The 20780-nt window shown below is 68.1% G+C and carries 16 protein-coding genes and 1 pseudogene; 8 read left to right on the top strand and 9 right to left on the bottom strand.

Going from position 1 to position 20780, the window contains the following annotated elements:
- Nucleotides 1–173 precede the first annotated feature (173 nt).
- Nucleotides 174–2918 (top strand): AAA family ATPase, encoded by a 2745-nt coding sequence (locus tag AFR_RS12420; protein ID WP_023360810.1) that lies wholly within the window; start codon nt 174–176, stop codon nt 2916–2918.
- Nucleotides 2919–2924: 6 nt separating this feature from the next.
- Here the strand turns inward: AFR_RS12420 and AFR_RS12425 are convergent, their stop codons facing one another.
- Nucleotides 2925–3779: a GOLPH3/VPS74 family protein gene (locus tag AFR_RS12425; protein ID WP_338012108.1), complete on the bottom strand. Its 855-nt coding sequence runs from the start codon at nt 3777–3779 to the stop codon at nt 2925–2927.
- Nucleotides 3780–3826: 47 nt separating this feature from the next.
- On the opposite strand from AFR_RS12425, the gene AFR_RS12430 reads away from it, so the two are divergent.
- Complete coding sequence (locus AFR_RS12430) at nt 3827–4291, top strand: nuclear transport factor 2 family protein (RefSeq protein ID WP_148307943.1); 465 nt, start codon at nt 3827–3829, stop codon at nt 4289–4291.
- 106 nt (nt 4292–4397) lie between these two features.
- Here the strand turns inward: AFR_RS12430 and AFR_RS12435 are convergent, their stop codons facing one another.
- Nucleotides 4398–5165 carry a helix-turn-helix domain-containing protein gene (locus AFR_RS12435; RefSeq protein WP_202963987.1) on the bottom strand — a complete coding sequence of 256 codons (768 nt, stop codon included), beginning with the start codon at nt 5163–5165 and terminating at the stop codon, nt 4398–4400.
- A 313-nt stretch (nt 5166–5478) separates the two neighbouring features.
- On the opposite strand from AFR_RS12435, the gene AFR_RS12440 reads away from it, so the two are divergent.
- The 4 genes from AFR_RS12440 to AFR_RS12455 all read left to right on the top strand — a co-directional run bounded on the left by AFR_RS12440 (nt 5479) and on the right by AFR_RS12455 (nt 8840).
- Nucleotides 5479–5709, top strand: a complete 231-nt coding sequence (locus AFR_RS12440) for a hypothetical protein (protein WP_023360814.1) — start codon at nt 5479–5481, stop codon at nt 5707–5709.
- Between the two features lie 155 nt (nt 5710–5864).
- On the top strand, nt 5865–6857 hold the full coding sequence (locus AFR_RS12445; RefSeq protein ID WP_238547357.1) for an ankyrin repeat domain-containing protein: 993 nt from the start codon (nt 5865–5867) through the stop codon (nt 6855–6857).
- Nucleotides 6850–7980 carry an epoxide hydrolase family protein gene (locus AFR_RS12450; protein ID WP_041840815.1) on the top strand — a complete coding sequence of 377 codons (1131 nt, stop codon included), beginning with the start codon at nt 6850–6852 and terminating at the stop codon, nt 7978–7980. Before AFR_RS12445 ends, AFR_RS12450 begins: the two co-directional genes overlap by 8 nt.
- Before the next feature lie 194 nt (nt 7981–8174).
- Nucleotides 8175–8840, top strand: coding sequence for a response regulator (locus AFR_RS12455; RefSeq protein WP_023360817.1), 666 nt, complete (start codon nt 8175–8177; stop codon nt 8838–8840).
- Between the two features lie 181 nt (nt 8841–9021).
- Here AFR_RS12455 and AFR_RS12460 read toward each other — a convergent pair whose 3' ends face one another.
- The 7 genes and pseudogenes from AFR_RS12460 to AFR_RS12490 form a co-directional block, all read right to left on the bottom strand.
- Nucleotides 9022–10194 carry a PP2C family protein-serine/threonine phosphatase gene (locus tag AFR_RS12460; RefSeq protein ID WP_023360818.1) on the bottom strand — a complete coding sequence of 391 codons (1173 nt, stop codon included), beginning with the start codon at nt 10192–10194 and terminating at the stop codon, nt 9022–9024.
- 190 nt (nt 10195–10384) lie between these two features.
- Nucleotides 10385–11248 (bottom strand): cytochrome c biogenesis CcdA family protein, encoded by an 864-nt coding sequence (locus AFR_RS12465; protein ID WP_023360819.1) that lies wholly within the window; start codon nt 11246–11248, stop codon nt 10385–10387.
- 4 nt (nt 11249–11252) lie between these two features.
- Complete coding sequence (locus tag AFR_RS12470; RefSeq protein WP_023360820.1) at nt 11253–11720, bottom strand: redoxin domain-containing protein; 468 nt, start codon at nt 11718–11720, stop codon at nt 11253–11255.
- Between the two features lie 289 nt (nt 11721–12009).
- Nucleotides 12010–14202 (bottom strand): catalase/peroxidase HPI, encoded by a 2193-nt coding sequence (gene katG, locus AFR_RS12475; RefSeq protein WP_041840817.1) that lies wholly within the window; start codon nt 14200–14202, stop codon nt 12010–12012.
- A gap of 275 nt (nt 14203–14477) precedes the next feature.
- Nucleotides 14478–15113, bottom strand: a pseudogene (locus AFR_RS12480) (MIP/aquaporin family protein); the annotation flags it as partial.
- Nucleotides 15114–15404: 291 nt separating this feature from the next.
- Nucleotides 15405–16172 (bottom strand): zf-HC2 domain-containing protein, encoded by a 768-nt coding sequence (locus AFR_RS12485; protein WP_023360823.1) that lies wholly within the window; start codon nt 16170–16172, stop codon nt 15405–15407.
- Entirely contained in the window at nt 16169–16729 is a 561-nt protein-coding gene (locus AFR_RS12490; RefSeq protein WP_084297991.1) for an RNA polymerase sigma factor, read from the bottom strand. The genes AFR_RS12485 and AFR_RS12490 overlap by 4 nt, the downstream gene beginning before the upstream one ends.
- A 614-nt stretch (nt 16730–17343) precedes the next feature.
- Between AFR_RS12490 and AFR_RS12495 the strand changes: the two genes are divergently transcribed.
- Together AFR_RS12495 and AFR_RS12500 are read left to right on the top strand one after the other, a co-directional pair.
- Nucleotides 17344–18933: a cellulase family glycosylhydrolase gene (locus tag AFR_RS12495; RefSeq protein ID WP_052359375.1), complete on the top strand. Its 1590-nt coding sequence runs from the start codon at nt 17344–17346 to the stop codon at nt 18931–18933.
- 398 nt (nt 18934–19331) lie between these two features.
- Nucleotides 19332–20780, top strand: a complete 1449-nt coding sequence (locus AFR_RS12500; protein WP_202963989.1) for a serine hydrolase domain-containing protein — start codon at nt 19332–19334, stop codon at nt 20778–20780.

Consider the following 20780-nt stretch of genomic DNA (forward strand, 5'->3'; position numbering starts at 1 on the left):
GGTGACACGCAATGTGGAGGGCCGTTGTTCGTGCGTGAGTCTCGCCGGATGGTAGATGTCCAGATGAGGATTGTGGACAGAAGTGAACAATGCCGAGCCACAAAGAGCCGTCATGGGTGACCGTCGCACGCCTGGCTTGACCCTGTTCTATGGACGGGGTTTTCACTCTAGGCATGGATCTCGACGGGTATGGCCTGGTGGGGCGGGCCGACAAGCTCGCAGACCTGGGTGACTTCCTGCAGGAGGCCGCCCGGACCGGCTCCGCGATGCTGCTTGCGGGCGAGCCGGGCATCGGCAAGACGGCGCTGCTGAACGCGGCCGCCGAGCGGGCCGCGGCGATGGGGATGCGGGTGATCCGCGGTAGTGGCGCCGAGCACGAGACGGCGCTCTGTTTCTCAGGTTTGCACCAGCTGGTCGGCCCGCTCTCGGCCGAGCTGGCACAGCTGCCCGGCCCTTCGCGGTATGCACTCGAGGTCGCGCTGGGGTTCGGCGCCGGGTCCACGCCGGCCGAGATGACCGTCCTGCACGGCGTTCTTTCGCTCTTCGCCGAAGCTGCCCGCAAGCGGCCGTTGCTGCTGGTTGTCGATGATCTGCACGTGCTGGACCGGCCCAGCCGGTCGGTGATCAGCTTCGTCGCCCGGCGAGCGGTGGGACGGCGCTTCGGGGTGCTCGCGGCCGTCCGCAGCGAAACGATGGGCTCGTATGACTCAGGCCTGACCGAGGTACTGGTGCCGCCGCTGCACGAGGCTGATGCGCTGCATCTGCTGTCGGAGCGGTTCGCCGAGCTGCCTCGCCGCGCGGCTTTGGATGTGGTGCGACAGGCGCAGGGCAACCCGCTGGCTCTGCTGGAGTTCGGGGCGCTGGCCGGGATGTCGGGCGCTCCGCGCGACGCCGTGCCCGGCACCGGGCCGGCCAAGGAGGTACGTGCGCTCTACGCTGCCCGCGTCGCGCGGCTGCCGGCCGGGACGCGTGAACTTCTCCTGCTGGCCGCCCTGGAAAGTTCCGGTGATCTCGGGGTGCTCCATGCCGCGGCCGGTGAGGGCGGGCTGGATGCGTTCGGCGCCGCGGAACGCGACCTTCTGATCCAGGTGAGCGCGAACGGGCGCCACGTGCACTTCCAGCATCCCCTGGTCAGATCGGCGGTGATCGAAGGAGCGACGCTGGAGCAGCGCAGATCAGCGCATCAACGGCTTGCCGACGTGCTGGTCGACCGGCCCGAGCGGCATGCCGAGCACCTGTCGATGGCGGCTGCGGGCCCCGACGAGCCGGTCGCTCACCTCGTCGAGCAGTGGGCCCGGCAGAGCCTGCAGCGCGGTGACGTGCTGGGAGCGATGGATCGGCTGCGTCGTGCGGCCGCGTTGAGCCCCGATCGATCGGTCGGCGACCGTCGTCTCGCCTATGCCGCGTACATCGGGGTATCGGTCGCCGGTCATCTGGAGTTGTCCTGTCAACTGATGCGGGAGCTGGACGGCGCCGCGGCCATGAGCCGATCGCTCCCCGTGGCCGCGGCTCGCGGCTATCTGCACCTGATGACCGATGGGGACGCCGCGACCGCGTATCGCATCCTGGTCGAGGCGATCAGCCCTCTTGCGGTCACGGGCGCCACCGACCTCGACGAGCTGATGCCGGCTCTCTACACCTTGTTGCTCATCTGTCATTATTCGGGCCGGGCCGATCTCTGGGCGCCGCTGCGGGACCTGGTGGCTTCGCTCCCTCGCGACTCGGCCAGCTCACCGGTTTCGATGGTGCACATCCTGGAAGACGTGGGCGCGGTACCGGACGAACTGCTGCGCGACCTCGACGGTCAGATCGCACGACTTCCGGAGGTCACGGACGCCGACGTCATCATCCGGACGGCGCTGACCGCCTCGTACCTGGATCGCCTGTCCGGATGTCATCAGTCCCTGACCGAGATGATCCGGGACGCTCGGGACAGCGGAACCATCGGCGGAGCGCTTCCGGCGCTGCTCATGTGCGCGATGGACGACCTGTACTCCGGTCGGTGGGTCGAGGCCCAGGGCATGGCGACCGAGATCCTCGTCCTGGGCCGCGAGACCGGATTCCACTTGCCCAGCCAGTTCGGCCGCTATGTCATGGCGCTGCTTGCGGCCCATCGCGGAGACACCGACACGTGTGCCGCCCTTGCGCAGGAGCTGCACGAATGGGCGGCGAGCCGCCGGCTTGGTCGCCTCACCCGATGGGCCCACATGGCTCAGACCCGGGCCGCTCTGGGCTCTTCGGACTTTGAGACGGCCTTTCGCCACGCGGCGGCCATCACCGCGCCGGGCTGGCTGCCGCCTTTCAACATCGAGGCGCTGTGGACGGCGCTCGATCTGACCGAGTCGGCGCTCCGGTCCGGGCGGGCCGATGCGGCCCGCGAACACGTGGCGGCGATGCGCAACAGCGGGGTCGCCCGCATCTCGCCGCGCTTCGCGCTGATGACCGCCACGATGACCGCCCTGACGGCGCCACCGGCGGAGATGGCGCACCATTTCGACAGGGCCTTGGCGTTGCCCGGCATCGAGCACTGGCCGTTCGAGCTGGCCCGGACCGAACTGGCCTACGGTGAACAGCTCCGGCGGCAGGCGCTCAAGGCAGAAGCCCGGGTGCAGCTTTCCGCGGCACGCGACCGTTTCGAGCGGCTCGGTGCCACTCCGTGGGTGGCGCGGGCGAGCGCCGAACTGCGGGCCACCGGGAACGCGCGAGCGTCGAAAGCTCGCGTCGGAGTCACGCTGACCCCGCAAGAGTGGGAGGTCACCGAGTTGGCCGCGGCCGGCCTGGCCAACAAGGAGATTGCCGCGCGCCTGATGCTGTCTCCGCGCACCGTCTCGTCTCACCTGTACCGGGTTTTTCCCAAGCTCGGCATCAGCTCCCGGGCTGCTCTCCGTGACGCGCTCAACGGCCGCCGGAGCGGCTGAGAGCCGTCAGAAAAGGACGGCGGCCGCAACGAACACGTTGCCGACGAGGGCCAGGGCGACCGATCGGCCGACCGCATCGGCGACGGCCCGCGCTGCCCAGACGTCACGCTCGAGCTTCGCGGCGCGTGCCACGACCATAGGTGTCCAGGGAATCTCAGGATCGAAGGTGCGCAGTATCCCGGTTCCGGACAACAACGCCGCGAGCCCGACAGTCCGGTCCGGCGCCTCAACGTCATCGACAAGCGCTGTCCGTACGGCGGAAAGCACGTGATCCCGGCGGCCGGATCCCCCCTCCTCGAGATCGTGGAGGCCGACCGAGCCGAACGTTTCGCGGGACGGCCGGCGCAGGTCGCCGCGCCGGACGAGCCGATCGAGCAACGGCACGCGCAAGCTCGGCCCGACAGCGGCGAGTACCGCCTGCACCTCCCGGGGACGGCCGAGGAGGTGGTCCCAGGCGGAACGGAGAACGTCATCGGCCGGCGGGTGCCCGGCGATCGCGTCCACCCGGGTCGAGCCACCCCGGCCGGGGAGGGTCCGGACGTGTCCGCCGAGGCTGAGATCGATCAGCACGGCCCCGGCGAGGGCGGGGGAGAGCAGGTGTTCGCCGCCGGCCGATATCGCGGGACCAGGCCGGCACAGCAACAGAAGAAGGTCCTCCCCCAGGATCGGTGGCTCGGGCTGCGGTGTCATCGCACTGTCCTTTCGGCGGGGCTGCGTCCCGGTACGCGGGGACGCAGTGGGCAGGTACGCGAGAAGTAGAGACCGTGTTGTCCTGACATGGTCAAGGGCCGGACTCTGGAAGGGGACCACGGCGACCGCTTTGCATCGACCGGCGCGAGCTGACACAGCATGCTTGTCCATCTCAGTCCCTGTTCCCGGAACACGGTCAAGTACGAAAGCTGGTGGCTGTGATCACGCCGCTGACGCGAACTTTTCCGGTGGGCCCAAACGTCTCTACGGGTATGACATTTTCTGTCGTCAACAGGCTGATCGACGCCATCAACGCGCATGATCTGGATGCGCTCGCCGAGACTTTCGCAGATGGCTTTGCCAGCGAGTGGCCTGCCCACCCGAACCGTTCCTTCGACGGCTCCGAGCACGTTCGCAAGAATTGGGGAATGATTTTTGCGCAGTTCCCCGGGATTCACATCACCGTGACCGGCTCCGTCGAATCGGACGACGAGTTCTGGGGCGAGTTCCACTACTTGCGGCCGGGTGCTTCCGACATGCGCGGCGTGATCCTCATCAAGGTGCTCGATGACAAGATCGTCCAGTCGCGGTTCTACATGGAAGAGGTCGAGGCCGGAACGGTCCCGCACCCCATGCCCGGTGTCTCCTCAGGACAAAACAGAAGCGATTCAGCCCACGGATAACTTGCCGGCCGGAGCTGGAACGGTCTATGAGCAGCGGAGATGCGAGGGTCGCGGCTTGTTTCGCCGCTGACTTCCGGGTCGCCGTCGAGCCGCGCTGGACGCGTCGTCAATCTTTGTGCGCGAGGCGCAACTGTTTCTGGGCAAGAAGGCCGGCCCGGACCAGCACGTCGATCTGGGCCGCGTTGTACAAGTCGATCACAGCGTCGACGAATGTCTGCCGCGTGACGTGCTCACTCTTCACCAGACGGGCCGCCGGGTCGCTCAGCCAGGGGTAGTCGACGAGGTGCCGGACGAGGGTCGGCGTAAGGCTTTCGGCCAGGCGCTGGCGCGTGGCCTCGTCCGCCTCGGCCGGTAGGGCGTCGAACTCCTGATCAACCGGGCCGGGGTCGCTCTCCAACATGTTCTTCAGGTCGGCCAGGGCGTCCTCGTCACAGAGTTGGGTAATGACGTGGAGGAGCGAGCTGTCAGATGGCGACAAGCGGGGCGCGACGGCGCCGAAGCCCGACGGTGTGTCGGCGGATCCGCCGTCGCGCAGGATGGCAGCGATGTCGGAGCGTACTTTTCGCAGGCGCTCGACCTCGGCTGCGAGGGACGTGTCGACCTGTCGCAGGACTTGCGAACCGTTGTCGCCGTCGGATGAGATCGACTGGATCTGCGCCAGAGGTACTCCCAGGCCGACCAACCGCCGGATACGCAGCAGGCGGACAAAATCCTCGATACCGTACTGTTTGTAGCCGTTGTAGCGGCGCGTCGGCTCCTCGAGCAGACCAAGCCGGTGGTAGTGCCGGATGGTGTTCACCGTTGTGCCGGCCAGATCCGCGAGCTCACGGGTGCTCCAGGCCACATCGGCCCCTTCCTGCGCCACGCCGGCCATCCGAGCAGGGCGGCTGGGGTTGAAGGTCAGCTGTCCGCGAGAAGTTGACACCCCGTTCCTGCCACAGGGTCAAGAGGCCAGTGGAGTGCGGCGGTCGCCCCCCACCTGCCGGTCGAGTACTGACGTGCTCTGGAACGGCCGTGGCGGTGAGCTGCGCAGTCGCGCCTGATCGAGGCGTGCGTGGTTTCTACCGACGCGAAGAGGCTGCCCCAGTCGCAAGACTGATCACACGGCGTTCGTCAGCTTCGTTTCGACCGGACCGGACTGGCTGCCGCCGGACCCTCAGCGAGCCACGTCAGAAGGGAACTCACCAATGATCGAACAGTCACCCGCGACGCAGTCCTGCGCCCTCGGCGGTGCGGCCGTACCGGAAGCGGGTCTGCGTACGTTGACCCCGGCCCGTATGACGGGCGGAGCGGCCGAGAAGGGCATTTTGTTCGAGGGCCGCATCAGTCTGGCCGCAGCACTGGGCGCCACGCTGCTGAGCGTGGCCGGAAACGCCTCCGTCCGCTTGCCTGAGCAGGAAACAGCGTCCTGGGCTTGAGCGCGGGTGCAGCGTCCCGTGCGCGCTTGACCCTGTGCCTGGAACAGGGTGTCGCCTGGGAGGCGTTCGGTGAACGCCGAAACTGCTCACACACATACAGGGAGGGGCTGGACTTGACCCTGCAAGCCGCGATTCGGGCCGGTGACGCGGTAGCGGTGGGCGAACTGCTCTCGACGGGGACAAACCCCGGTCACCGCGACCACGACGGTCGTACACCTTTGATGATCGCTGCCGGCCTCGGCCGGCTGAGACTGGTCGCTCTGTTGCTGGAAGCCGGAGCCGACGTTTTCACGGTCGAGCCGAACATGGGCGCCACCGCACTGCACAAGGCGGCGCAATCCGGCGACGCCGACGTCATCGGTCTGCTGCTCGACCACGGGGCCCTCGTCGATCAGCAGTCCGCCCGGCTCGGGCACACACCCCTGATGGACGCGGTCCAGCACAAGAACGAGGCCGCGGTCCACCTGCTGCTGGCGCGAGGCGCCCGGACCACGATCCGGAACCACTGGCAGGAGACGGCACTCGACCTTGCACTTCAGGACGGGGCCGACAGCATCGCCGGCCTCCTGCGAGCCAGAGACGACGCGGACGCGAGCCGGGTCCGCGCCCTGCCGTTGCCCGCGGCGGTCAAGGCCGGTGACCTTCCCGAGGTGGAACGGCTCATCGCCGCGGGTGTGCCGCTCGACGAGCGGATGCCGGAGATCGGCGGACACGACGACGACTACACCGCACTCGGGTTGGCCGCCCGCGACGGACACGCCGGGATTGCCCGCGTGCTGCGGGACGCAGGCGCGGACCCGCGGCGGCTCAACGGTTTGATGAGAGCCACGCCGGGCCACGAAGCCGCCTTCGCCGGGCACGCCGAAGTCCTGCGGGTGCTGACGGCATCCGGCCGGACCGGTGCGCCGGCGCTCGACCTCGACGCGCAGGGCGCTTACAACGGCTTCACCGCCCTGCACGATGCGGTCTGGCACGGGCACGGCGAAGCGGCGCGTGCCCTGGTCGAAGCCGGCGCAAGCCTGGTCCTGCGGTCCCATACCGGTCACACACCCCGGCAACTGGCGCTTCACTACGGCTATGACGACCTTGCAACGTTCCTGGCCGACGCGGAACGACACCGGTACGGAAGGGATTCCCCTCATGAGTAATGTGATCCGGCCACGTCCCTTCGCCGTCTCCGACGACGCTCTCGACGATCTGCGCGAGCGGCTCAGGCGTACTCGCTGGCCTGAGCCCGAGCCGGTGCAGGACTGGAGTCAGGGCGTACCGTCGCGAAGGTTGCGGGCACTGTGCGCCTACTGGCGCGACAGCTACGACTGGCGGGCGTGCGAGGCGCGGCTGAACGCACTGGATCCGTCGACTACCCACATCGACGGCCTCGATATTCACTTCCTCCACCTGCGCTCACCGGAACCGGACGCGACCCCGCTCGTGATGACTCACGGCTGGCCCGGGTCGGTCATCGAGTTCCTGAAGGTGGCACCCCTGCTGGCTGATCCGCGAGCACACGGTGGCGCAGCGGAGGACGCCTTCCACGTCGTTCTGCCCTCGCTGCCCGGCTTCGGGCTGTCCGGCAAGCCGGCGGAGACCGGTTGGGGGCCCGAGCGGATCGCGCGGGCCTGGGTCGAGCTGATGCAACGACTGGGTTACCACCAGTTCGTGGCTCAGGGCGGCGACTGGGGACATGCCGTCACCACGGCGCTGGGCGGCATCGGTGAGCCCGCAGTCCGGGCGATCCACTCCAACATGTTCCCCACCTACGGCGCCGAGGAGGCCACGAGCCCACCAGAGCGGCGTGCGCTGCAGCGTCAGCGTGACTTCGAGGACAACGAGTCGGGCTACAAGCACGAGCAGATCCAGAGCCCACAGACCATCGGGTACGCCCTCACCGACTCACCGGTGGGACAGGCGGCGTGGATCTACGAGAAGTACCAGCAGTGGACCGACCATGGTGGCGATCCGGAAGCCCTGCTGAGCCGGGACGAGATGCTGGACAACATCTCGCTGTACTGGCTGACAGGAACCGCCGCCTCGTCCGCGCGCATCTATTGGGAGAGCTTCCGCGGCTATCGGGATCCGAAGGTCGACGTGCCGGTCGGCGTCAGCATCTTCCCCCGCGACATCTACCTCGGCAGCCGACGCTGGGCGGAGGCCAAATATCCCAGGCTCGTGCACTACCAAGAAATGCCCCGAGGCGGGCACTTCGCCGCGTGGGAACAGCCCGAGCTGCTCGCCGAAGAGATCCGCCTGACCTTCCGCCACCTGCGGTGACGGGCGGGCGGGAGCTCGGTCCGCTTCCCATCGTGGCCCGCCTCGCCTTCCGTACCCATCGGATCCGATGTGCTAGCTTCCCCGAGAAGGGCCGCCCGGCACATGCCTGGTGTGATCAGGAAAGGGGCTGACGTGGCCTGGAGCACCCAGGAGTTCGCCGAGCCGGCCATTCCCCGTTCGGCCGGCCGGCCCTCATGATCACGGTGCTCCTGGTCGACGATCAGCCCTTGCTGCGCGCGGGATTCCGTTCGCTGATCGAACTGGCCGAGGACATCCAGATCGTCGGCGAGGCCTCCAACGGCCCGGACGCGGTGACGCTCGCACGCCGGCTGCGCCCCGACGTCGTCTGCATGGACGTTCGCATGCCCGGCGGCAACGGCCTCGACGCGACGCGCGTCATCGTCAACGAGATCGACCCGCCGCCCGCCGTCCTGGTGCTGACCACCTTCGAGCTCGACGAGTACGTGTTCGGGGCGCTCGAAGCGGGCGCCAGCGGCTTCCTGCTCAAGGACGCCGACATGGACGACCTCATCAAAGCGATCCGCCGCCTGGCCGCCGGCGAGGGAATGGTCGACCAGACGGTCACCCGGCGGGTCATCGTCGAGTTCGCGCGCCGGCGCCCGCCGACGCCCGCCCTGGCGTCCGGCGTGGGCACCGACCAGCTTCTGACCTCACGCGAGACCGAGATCGTCCGGCTGCTCGCCGAAGGCCTGTCCAACGCCGAGATTGCGGCCGAACTGGTCGTCGAGATCAGCACTGTCAAGAGCCACCTCGGCCGGGCCATGGCCAAGATCGGGGCCCGTGACCGCGTCCAGACCGTCATCTGGGCCTATCGTCATGGTGTCGCGTCGCTCGGCTGAAGCACGGCCGCCGCGACGACGACGGTGCTGACGATGGCCGCCGTGACGGTGCGGGGGATCGCCGATGGAAACGCGAGCACCGCGGGGGCGGGCCTGATCTTGGGGACACGGGACCGACGTAGGCGAGCTGGGGGACCAGGTCGGCCACGAGCTACCCGGTCTGCAGGTCGTCATGACGCCCTCAGCCGACCTTCACCGCGAGCAACGCGACGTCGTCGTCGGCCTTCCCGCCGAGACCGCCGACGGCGTCGATGAGCAGATCGTCGAGGCGGGTCGCGCCGCTGCGGCGCAACCGCCGGTACAGCCGCGCCAGACCGGCGTCGATGTGGCGGCCGCGGTCCTCTACCAGTCCGTCGGTGTGCAGGAGCACGATCGAGCCGGTCGGCAGCGCGCAGGTGTAGGTGCGTCGCGGCGTACCAGGGTAGGCCCCGAGCAGGATGTCGTTGCCCAAGAGCGCGCGCACGCTGCGACCAGGTTCGATCAGCACCGGCGGGGGATGGCCTGCGTTGGACCAGTGCAACCGGTGGGTGCCGTCGGGCGTTCGGTGGATGGCCGCCACGATCGCGGTGGCGACGGTGGGGTCGCCCAAGGCGTGATTGGCCGTGTCGAGCCGGCGCAACAGGCTGGCCGGAGGCTCGCGCCGGTCCACCAGGTAGGCCCGGAGCATGCTGCGCAGAGATCCCATGCGTGCGGCGGCTGCCATGTCGTGACCCGCGACGTCACCGATCGCCAGGGTGAGCCGGCCGGCTGAGGTGCTCACCGCGTCGTACCAGTCACCACCGACCTTGCCGCCCTCGGCCGGTAGGTAGTGCCCGGCGAGGCGGTAGCCGTCCACAGCCGGTAACGGCGACAGCATCGCCCCCTGCAGGGTCTCGACCGCAGTGATACGGGACTGCAGATGCACAGAACGTGCGAGCGCCTGCGCGGTGTAGGCGGCCACGGTGGAGAAGAACGCCCGTTCGCCGATGTAGAACATCCGCGCGTGGCTCCAGGTCAGCAGCAGGGCGCCCAAAGTGCGGCCGGTGCCCCGCAGGGGCAGGCAGGCCGCTGCGGCGAAGTCGAGGTCGGCCGCCAGCGCCGGGAACGCGGCAATGATCTCGGTGGGGTCGCCGAAGTACAGCGCCCGGCAGTCCTCGACGGTTCGGCTCGTCAGAGGGTCATGCTGCTCAAGCGCAACCCTCACGGAGGAGGGTCCGGTGCCCAGGCAGTCCACGAGCAGCGCTTCGACGGTCGCGATGACGTCCGCGGGTGTGGTGGTGGCCGACAGCGCCTCGCTCAACCGCAGGAGCGCGTCACTGCGATCGACAATGGAATCGGCTCCGGATCGGGGTGGGATGAGAACGGCTTCCGGCATGGCAGGCTCCTTGTCGCTGACGCACCCCGCCCCCGGGGGTGCCGGACAATAAGATTCTGGTCTGACCAGACACCGGCTGACATCAGTCGGATGACTGTTGGCCTGGCGTGGGACTGAGCCTCGCCCGCCCTGACGAGAGCGCGGCAGGGGTGTTCTGCCTTCCGCATTCGTCCCCAATGCTCCGGCAGGCTCAGCCGGAGCGAGCGCGTCGGCGGCGCAGCGCGAGCGCGGCGATCACAGCGCACAGCACGGCGGTAGCGATCGCGATGCCGGCCGGGCCGGCGCGGTCAAGGGCCGCCGCCAGCGTTCTCTGAATCTGCCCGGCGGTGTCGACGACAAGATCAGTGGTGGTGGGGTCCGCCTGGATCCTGATCTCGTACCAGCCGTACCAGGCTACGTAGATTCCCGCGATGAACATCAGTGCGCCCGCCGTGCGTGACAGCACGGACGCAGTGCGGCGCATCCAGGTGACCACGCTTTGGCGCGCCACGGCGACGGCAACGGCGATAGCGCCGACCACCAATGCCATGCCCGCGGCGTAGGCCACGAACAACCCGACGCCCTGGGCCACCGAGCCGGTGGCGAACGACGCCACCACGACGCCCAGGAACGGCCCGATGGTGCAGCCCAGCGACGCGACGGCGAACGACATCCCGAACAGCAGCAGCGAACCCACCCCGCGGCTGAGCTTCGGTGCGCGACTCAGTTTCGGCACCGGCGACGGCAACTCGCGGCCGGCAGCCAGCCAGCCGCCAAGTCCCGCGAGCAGGATCCCGATCGCGACGGTCACCCACGGCAGCCGGTTCGCCAGCCAGTCCGCTGCCGGTGCGGCGAGAAGCCCGAACGTACCGAACACCGCGACGAACCCGGCGGTCATCGCCGCGGTCAGCGTCAACGCCCGGCGCAGAGCCATGCCCGGGGTCGGAGTGTCGGCAGGGTCGTCTCCGGTGACGAGCAGCGACACGTACGCGGGAAGCAGTGCGAAGCCGCATGGGTTGACCGCGGCGAGGACACCGGCTGACAACGCGAGCCCGTACGGCGCGTCGGTGAGCATCGGACTATCCGGCCAGCGCGGCGACGCGGTCCCGCAATTCGTCGCTCGACAACGGTCCCTTGTGGACAACATTGCCGGACGAGTCGACGATGACGAAGAATTCCTGCGCGGTGACGCCGAACTTGCGCCAGACCGCGCCTTCGTCGTCGGCCAGGCTCGGGAACGCGCCGATGCCGGTCTCGCGGACGAAGGCCGTCATGCTGTCGCGCCCGCTGCGCAGCCCCGCCACACCCACCACATTGACCTTGCTCGCGTAGTCGGCTTGAACGGCGGCGACGTGCGACGCGGCGGCCCGGCACCGCGGGCACCAGGCAGCCCAGAACCACAGGACGGCGGGCCGGCCCGCGAGGCTGGCGCCGTCGAAGGTACCGCCGTCGACCGTGGCTGAGGAGAATTGGAGGGCATCTGCCAGCGGCTCACCCGAGGCCGACGGGGTGGGTCCTGGGCTGGGCGCGCTCGCCGGCCCGGTCACTGTGGTCGCCGCCGCCGGCCCGGTTGACTGTCCGTCGGATGCGGCGCATCCGAACAGCGATATGCCGGTGGCCGCTACAACGCCCAGCACAGCGACTCTCCTCGAGAACAAGGATTCCTCCAACGCAGTTTGCCAGGATGGGTCACTGATGAACCTAGCCGCGTTGCGACCCGGAAACCCTTACCATGCGCTTACCGCCGGGGACCGGGATCCAGGCGCTCGCCGGCAGGGGTGCGTCCATTCCCTGCCGGCTGTCAGCGGGTTGGCGGGGACCGACCCGGCAGATCGGTCAAGCGATGTCGAAGCGGTCCAGGTTCATGACTTTGACCCAGGCCGCGGCGAAGTCACGTACGAACTTCTCCTTCGCGTCGTCGCCGGCATACACCTCGGCCTGCGCACGCAGGATCGAGTTCGAGCCGAAGACCAGGTCAGCTCGGGTGGCCGTCCACTTCAGCTCTCCGGTCGTACAGTCGCGTCCCTCGAACGTCTCCTCATCGCCGGCGACCGGTGTCCAGGTCGTACGGGGGTCGAGAAGGTTCACGAAGAAGTCGTTGCTCAGGGTGTCCTTCGCAGTGGTCAGAAAGCCGTGCGGTGACTGCGAGGTGTTCGCGTTCAGTACCCGCAGCCCGCCCACCAGGACGGTCATCTCGGGGGCGGTGAGCGTGAGCAGTTGCGCCCGGTCGACGAGTAACTGCTCCGTCGCCCGACGGTGGTTCTTGCCGAGGTAGTTGCGGAATCCGTCGGCAGTCGGCTCCAGTGCGGCGAACGACTCCACGTCGGTCTGTTGTTGTGCCGCATCGGTACGGCCTGGGCTGAACGGGACGGCAATGGAAAGACCGGCGTTGTTTGCCGCCTGCTCCACGGCCGCGGACCCGCCGAGCACGATGAGGTCTGCGAGTGACACCGGCGTGCCGAACCCCTGCCGGATACCCTCGAGCATGTCCATAATGCCGGCCAGCCGGCCGGGGTCGTTGACCGCCCACGCGTTCTGAGGGGCAAGGCGGATACGCGCCCCGTTGGCCCCGCCCCGCTTGTCGGTGCCGCGGAACGTCGACGCCGCAGCCCAGGCGACGAAGACCAGGTCGGCGAGGGTCAACGGCGACGAGAGGATCCTTTCCTTCAGTACGGCGATGTCGTCGTCGCCGAGCGGCTCAGCGGTGGCCGGGGGCACCGGGTCCTGCCAGAGCTGAGGCTCGGCGGGCACCAACGGGCCCCGGTACAGCGAGCGGGGCCCCATGTCGCGGTGGGTGAGCTTGAACCATGCCTTGGCGAAAGCCTCGGCCAGTTCCTGTGGGTTCTCGTGGAAACGCCGCGAGATCGGCTCGTAGATCGGATCGAGACGCAGCGCCAGGTCCGTCGTGAGCATCACCGGGGTGTGCGTCGTCGAAGGGTCGTGAGCGTCCGGAACAGCTGTGGCGGCTGCCGGGTCGGTTGGGATCCACTGCTGTGCTCCGGCCGGGCTCCGCGAGAGTTGCCACTCGTACGCGAACAGGGTTTCGAAAAAGCTGTTGTCCCAGTTCACCGGGGTCGGTGTCCAGGCGCCTTCGAGTCCACTGGTGATCGCGTCGCGGCCCTTACCTGTGCCGAACGTACTGCGCCAGCCCAGGCCCAACTCCTGAATCGGTGCGGCCTCCGGTTCCGGGCCGACGGCAGTGGCCGGGCCGGCGCCATGCGTCTTGCCGAAGGTGTGGCCGCCGGCAATGAGCGCGACGGTCTCCTCGTCGTTCATCGCCATCCGCCGGAACGTCTCGCGGATGTCGCGGGCAGCGGCCAAGGGGTCCGGGTTGCCGTTCGGGCCTTCCGGGTTCACGTAGATCAGACCCATCTGGACCGCTGCCAGCGGATCGGTGAGTTCCCGGTCGCCGCTGTGGCGCTCGTCGCCGAGCCAGGTTTCCTCCGTACCCCAGTTGACCAGTTCGGGCTCCCAGACGTCGACGCGTCCGCCGCCGAAGCCGTACGTGCGCAGACCCATCGATTCCAGCGCGCAGTTGCCGGCGAAGACCATCAGGTCGGCCCAGGAGATCTTGCTCCCGTACTTCTTCTTGACCGGCCAGAGCAGCCGGCGCGCCTTGTCCAGATTCCCGTTGTCCGGCCAGCTGTTCAGCGGGGCGAAACGCTGCTCGCCGGAACCGGCGCCGCCACGACCGTCGCTGATCCGGTAGGTGCCGGCGCTGTGCCAGGCCATCCGGATGAACAACGGGCCGTAATGTCCGTAATCGGCCGGCCACCAGTCCTGCGAGGTCGTCATCACCGTCTCGATGTCGGCCTTCACCGCCGCCAGGTCCACGGTGTCGAACGCGGCGGCGTAGTCGAAATCCATGCCCATCGGATCTGACGCCGGCGGATTCTGATGAAGAACCGTCACATCGAGCTGATCGGGCCACCAGTCCCGAGTGGATGTGCCGCCACGCGATGTGTGCGCAACCGGGCACTTGTCTTCGTTGTCCATCTTCCGTCCTTGGCTCGCGTCATTCTCGGGCATTCATTCCTCCGGGTGGCGGGAACTCTCTTGATCAGTCGGCAAGGGGGCCGCAGAAGATCGGAGAGGCGTTGCATTAATTGGAAGATGTTGCTGACAAGTGGTCGGGCCACGAAACCAATGCGCATCAGAAATCGGCTGCCAACCTGAAGGGCTGCGGTAGGCATGGTCCGGAGCCGGAGGATTTGTCGGGGCTAGGACCGGGCCGCGGAGGGCGCCGGTTCGACAAGCTCGGTCCTGCTCGGCCCGGAAGCCGATACCGGATCCGGGTTCGGGTCGACGCGGGCCCGGTCGTCGCTGTTGAGCGCGAGGAAGGCGGCCGCCGCCACCGCGGCGCCGATGATCTCTGCTACCAGGTGCACCCAGATCGTCGACCACGACAGCAGGCCCATTGCCGCTGCGCCGACTGCGACCGCGGGGTTGAACGCGCCGCCGGAGATTGCGCCGACCGTGAATGCTCCCACCATGACGGTGCCGCCGATAGCCAGGCCGTAGAAGGAGTTGACCGGGTGGCTTCGGCTGGTGGCCACGTTCAGCACCACATAGGCCAGAGCGAAGGTGAACAGCACCTCGGCGACGAACGCGGCTGTGATCTGACGCCCGGAGAACGACAGCGCGGCGGTCTCGGGCCGGTCGAGTATCAACCGTGTGGTGATGGCTGCCAGCAGGCCACCAGTGATCTGGGCGGCGACGTAGCCCGCCGCCCCGATGGCGGCGATCCGGCCGCGGATGAGCACCGCCAGGGTCACTGCCGGGTTGTAATGAGCTCCGGAGACGTGTCCTCCCGCGTACACCATCACCATGAGCACACCGCCGATGGCCAGCGGCGCCATGGCGTTCATCGTGGTCACTGTGATGCCGACGGTAAGAACGAGAAAGAACGTTCCCAACAGTTCCGCGACGTACTTACGCACGACGTCCTCCCTAAAGGTAAGGTCGCGCCAGTCAAGGATCGTGGCGCAGATGTGAGATCGCCGGTGCCGCACCACTCTTACCGATGGTGGTTGTTCCGCAACGACATGAACGACCCTATCCCGAGATAGACATCTATAAATCTTACGAAGTGATAATCTCACTGTTGCCATGCGTGTTGGAGGGGCAGCAAGAATTGCAGCAGGAGGTATGCCTGCCGCGTCGTACACGGGCCGTTCAGATAACTGAATGCGGCGCCGTTGCGCTCGATCCCACCATTCCCAGGCTGCTGCTCAGATCATTCTCAGATGAGCCGCGGCCGTCATGGCGATCGTGTGGTCCTGGGCAATGACGAGCATCTGGTGACCGCCTCCGTCGGCGCCGCCGAGCAGCGTCAGGCCGTTGCTCTGGGTTGCCCAGGCACCGGCCGTGACCGACTCGGCTGCAGTCGGCCGAGGCCATGGCGTGGCCGCGACAAGGAGCCCCACCTGAAGGTCGTTCACGTCGAAGTAGGTGTAGCAAGTGGAGGGGGTACCTGCTACTTCGATGACGCTCGCCGAACTGAACCGTAGACCGATCGGTGCCAGGTCGGGCACCGCTGGAGGCCGGTCCGAAGCCGGCATGGTGGTGGCGTAGAGGGCGATCGCGGCCCTGACACGTTCCGGCAGTTCGCCCGCGGCCGCTGGTGACTGCGTTGCCGGTCGCGCGGTCGGCGCGTCATGGCGCTGCGTCGCCGTCAGCACCACCATGCCACTGATGACCAGCGCCACCGACGCGGTCAGGACCGCGGTCAGCCGTCCCGGCAGTCGCCGCCGTATCGGCGCCGGTGCGGTGATGGCCGCACGCAGGTCGGCCCGCAACGAAGCCGGTGCTGGTTCCCACAACCGCTGGACGGCGGTGACGACCGCCCGCGAGGTGAGCGACTGCCGCCAGCACGCTTCGCAGTCCAGCAGGTGCGCCGCGATCCTGTCGCGCTCCTCGGGGCCGAGCTCGCCGGCGCTGTACGCGGCAAGTTGCTCTTCGTCGCAATCGGCACTGGAGCCCGGTTGCGTCCCGCTCACCGGCTGATCCTGTCGGCGAGCCGGACGGCGAGCGCCTGATGACCGCGGTGCAGGCGCGACAGCACCGTCCCACGGGGAATGTCGAGCATCCGGGCCACCTCGTCGGTGCTGAATCCGCACAGGTTGATCAGGGTGATCACCTGGCGCTGCCCCAGAGCCAGTGCGGCCAGCGCGTCCTGGACCTTGTCCGCCTCGATGTTCGCGATCGCGGCCAGATCGGTGTCGGTCGGCGCCGGCAACCGGGCCAACGCGGTGTCGTCATGATATTCGGGCGGTCGTGCCTGCTGCCGACGCCCGGCTGAGCGGGCGGTGTTGAGGCAGATCGTGGCCAGCCAGGCGCCCATCGACTGCGGGCTGTCCTGGCGGCGCGAGGCCGCAAAGGCACGCATCATCACCTCCTGCACGAGATCTTCGGCATCCTGGCGGTTGCGGGTCAACCGGCGCGCCAATGTATGCAGCATGTCCAGGTGGGACATCACCGCTTCGAGGAAGTCCTGCCCGGGGCGGCTTGCGCCACTTCTCACGAATACTCCTGTGCAGACGGGCGCGGTCGGCATCCGCCGACGCCGAGGTACGGAGTGGCGCGGCGCTGCGGCCGGTCACCGAGCCATCCGATCGTTCACAGCACCGGGCAGTTGACGACCGTGCCGGTGACCGGCACCGTGACCCAGCCGTTCGCTGCCGCCGCATCGACGTCGGCCCGCGAGGTCAAGGCCACCGGCGTCAGCCCCGCCATCCACGTCACGGTAGTGACCTGCCGCAGCGGCGTGATGCTTCGGAAGCAGGTGGTGAAGCTCTGGCCATCCAGCGCGTGGTTGACATCGGACGTCGCATACGTTGGTCGCTCCTTCGAGGAGGGCGCTCGATCGAGGGTGCACTCGATGACCAGGACGCGAACCGCCGGTATTTGATTCCATCACGGGCATCGGCCAAGGCCTGTCAGTCGGCTGCGATGCGGTCGGAGAACCCCGGCAGTGTTCCCCGGACAGCCGTCGGTACGGCGCTGACGGGGTCCGCACATTTCCCGACCGACGCGGCCGACGCATCCCATCACCGGAGGCCTATTGATGGACTGCTGTCGATGCCTGCTGTACTTTGACTGGGATGCCAACAAAGAAAGAGCACCTCACCGCTGTGCTTGATGCTTGATGCCGTACGAAAGGGGTCAGCTATGCAATCGATAATGAGGAAGGCCGGACCCGCGCTCCTGGCGGCCGTCCTGGCTTTCGGCGGAGCCGCGTACGGCATGACGAGGCCGGCCTCGGCCGACGTCGTGGCCCAGCTGAGCGGTCCTCAGCTGGTCGCCGACATGGGCGCCGGGTGGAACCTGGGCAACACCCTGGAGGCCAACAACAACGGCATCCCCAGCGAGACGGCCTGGGGAAATCCGGCCGTGACGCAGGCCTTCATCGACCGGGTACGTGCGGCCGGGTTCAAGACGATCCGGATCCCGGTCTCCTACCTCGGACACATCGGTTCCGGCCCCGGCTACACGGTCAACGCGGCCTGGCTGACCAGGATCAAGGAGGTCGTCGACTACGCCTACAGCCGGGGCCTGTACGTCCTGATCAACATGCACGGCGACGGCTACAAGTCCGTCACCGGTTCCTGGCTGATCTGCGACGCGGCCGACCAGACGACGATCAAGGACAAGTACCAGAAGGTCTGGCAGCAGATCGCGTCGAAGTTCCAGACCTACAACGAGCACTTGATCTTCGAATCCATGAACGAGAACTTCGACGGTCAGTACGGCAACCCGACCCAGCCGTGCTACTCGAACATCAACGCCTACAACCAGATCTTCGTGGACACCGTACGCCGCACCGGCGGGACCAACGCGTCGCGGTGGCTGCTGGTGCCCGGCTGGAACACGAACATCGACCACACCGTGGGCAGCGGATTTGTGCTTCCCACCGACCAGAACCGGTCGTCGTCCGTTCCCGCGAACGAGCAGCGGATCATGATCTCCGTCCACTACTACGACCCGTGGGACTTCGCGGGCCAGGAGGACGGCACCATCACGCAGTGGGGCGCGGGCGCGACTGACCCGGCGAAGAAGTCGGTGTGGGGCCAGGAGGACTTCCTGGACGGGCAGATGAAGAAGGTGTACGACAAGTTCGTCACGCGCGGCTATCCGGTCTTCGTCGGTGAGTACGGCTCGATCGACAAGACGACCTACGACTCCACGAACAACCGCTACCGCGCCGACTACGCGCGCGCCGTGGTGGCCACCGCCAAGAAGTACGGAGCAGCCACCGCGTACTGGGACAACGGCTGGAACGGACAGCACGGCTTCGCTCTGTTCGACCGGAGCACCGGCGCGGTGACCCAGCCGGGCATCATCAACGCCATCATGAGCGCCGTCGGCGGCAGTCAGCCTTCCTCGCCGCCGACCAGCCCGCCGACCACGCCACCCACCACCACGTCACCGCCGGCCAACCCCGGCACCGGCACCTGCCGGGTCGCCAGCACGGTCAGCGCGTGGAACACCGGCCTGACCACCATCATCACGATCACCAACACCGGCACCACCGCCGTCAACGGCTGGACGCTGGGCTTCACCCTGGCCGCCGGGCAGACCATCGTGTCCGGCTGGAGTGCCGGCTACTCCCCGGCCAGCGGCGCGGTCACCGCGACCGACGCCGGCTACAACGGCGTCCTCGCGCCGGGTGGCTCGACCACTATCGGCTACCAGGCCAACCACACCGGCAACGCCGCTGCCCCCACCGGCTTCCGGCTCAACGGCGCCACCTGCAGCTGACTCACCACGACGGGCCGGCGCCGCACCTGCGGCGCCGGTCCGTCGTTGTTGCCGGCGGTCGGGAAGATGGGTGTTTTGTCCCTTTCGCGCTATTCGGAAATAGCTATATCGGAATCAGCGGGTAATGGGACGCACAAGGTGTGCGATAGCACCGTGCGACCTGGCTGTTGTCGTTGATCGTTCAGTTTCCCTGCAATTCTCGCCACACTTTCTCGTCGGGGAGAACGCGTTTTCGTTGGTTTGGTTCGGCGCTTCCGGGTAAGTGAACCGGCACATGAATGCGGGACGGCGTAATCGCCATATCGAGCACCCGGTTCATAGTGCAAATTGCGCCGATGAACGTGAACCTGTCTCCGACGAAAGGCCTGAACGTGACTCACCGCTTGCCGTCCGGATGCTTGACGCCTCCATTCGATTTTTCCGCGCACGCCGGCAGCACAGCGTTCGGAGCGCAGCCGCGGCAAACGGTTCTCGATGAACGCACGGCGGCGCGGATCCTGGCCGGGTGTGCCCGGCGGCACGGCGTTCCGGGCGCCCAGCTGGCGGTGCACCGCCACGGGGAGATGCTGAGCGTCGACTACGGCGTGACCGAGCACGGCACGGACGCGCCGGTCACGCCGGAGACCGCTTTTCCGGTGGGCTCGGTGACCAAGGTGGCCACCGCCACGGCGGTGCTCAGTCTCGTCGCGGACGGCGACCTCGAACTGGACGAGCCGGTCGGCTGTGTCGTGTCCGGCCTGCCGGCGGAGGTCTCGGTGGTCACTGCCCGCCAGCTGCTGAGCCACACCGCAGGCCTGCCGTGCGGTCCCGCCGCTGAGGACGCGGGTCAATCCGCAGCCCGCTACCTCGCCCGGGTCTGCGAATCCGGTCCGCTCGTCCTGTCTCCGGGGGCCGGGTTCTCGTACTCCAACGCCGGGTACGTCCTGCTCGGCCGGATGGTCTCCGAGATCACGGGGATGAGCTGGGCGGACGCCGTCGCCGCCATCGTGCTCGAACCGCTGGGCGTGCCGGTGGACCTGGTCGGCGTACCGGGGTGGGCCGGGTCGGGCCGTGCGCTGGCCACCGGCCATTCCACGCACGCGCTCACCGGACGGATCCGGCCGGTCCGGCAGTCGCTCTGCGAGGCCGAAGCCGCCGCCGGCGCGCTGGCGCTCAGTGCCCTCGACCTGGTGGCTCTCGGCCGGCTGCACCTGGGTCAGGGGCTCCCCGCCGTCCTGCCGCCCCGGCTCGCCGAGCAGATGCGGGCCGTGGTGCCGGACGCGGTGCCGTTCGGACTGGCCCGCGGCTGGGGGCTCGGGCTGGCCGCGTTCGGCACCGCCCCGCATCGGTGGTCCGGCCACGACGGCAACGCCGACGGGACGGCGGCCTACCTTCGCATCGACCCGGACGGTGGCCAGGTCGTGGCGCTCACGTGCAACGCCGGAACGGGGTACGCCATGTGGTGTGACTTGTCGGCCGAATTGCGGCGGCACGGCGTGGCGGTGGACGACCAGCTCACGTTCCCGGGGTCGGCCGGCGGTGACCCGACCGTCGCCCGCCTGCATCGGGCCGGGCTGCGCGGCGCCTCGCCGGACGACCTGCGTGAGCTGTGTTCGGGCAGCTACCGCAACGGCGACGTGGAGTACCGGGTGACCGGCGAGGGACCGCACGGGTTGCGACTGAGCATCGACGGCGATGAGGCCGAAAACATCGTCGTCCATGCGGATCTGACCTTTTCTTTGCAGGATGCATCGACCGGCCGGTGGAGCATCGGCGGACGCTTTGTGCGAGATCACTCCCGGCGCGTCGTGAACGGTATCCAGGTGGGCGGCCGCCTGGCCGGCCGCCGCATTGAGGCACTGGTTTAG

It is taken from the genome of Amorphoplanes friuliensis DSM 7358, assembly GCF_000494755.1.
In the GTDB taxonomy this organism is placed as follows: domain Bacteria; phylum Actinomycetota; class Actinomycetes; order Mycobacteriales; family Micromonosporaceae; genus Actinoplanes; species Actinoplanes friuliensis.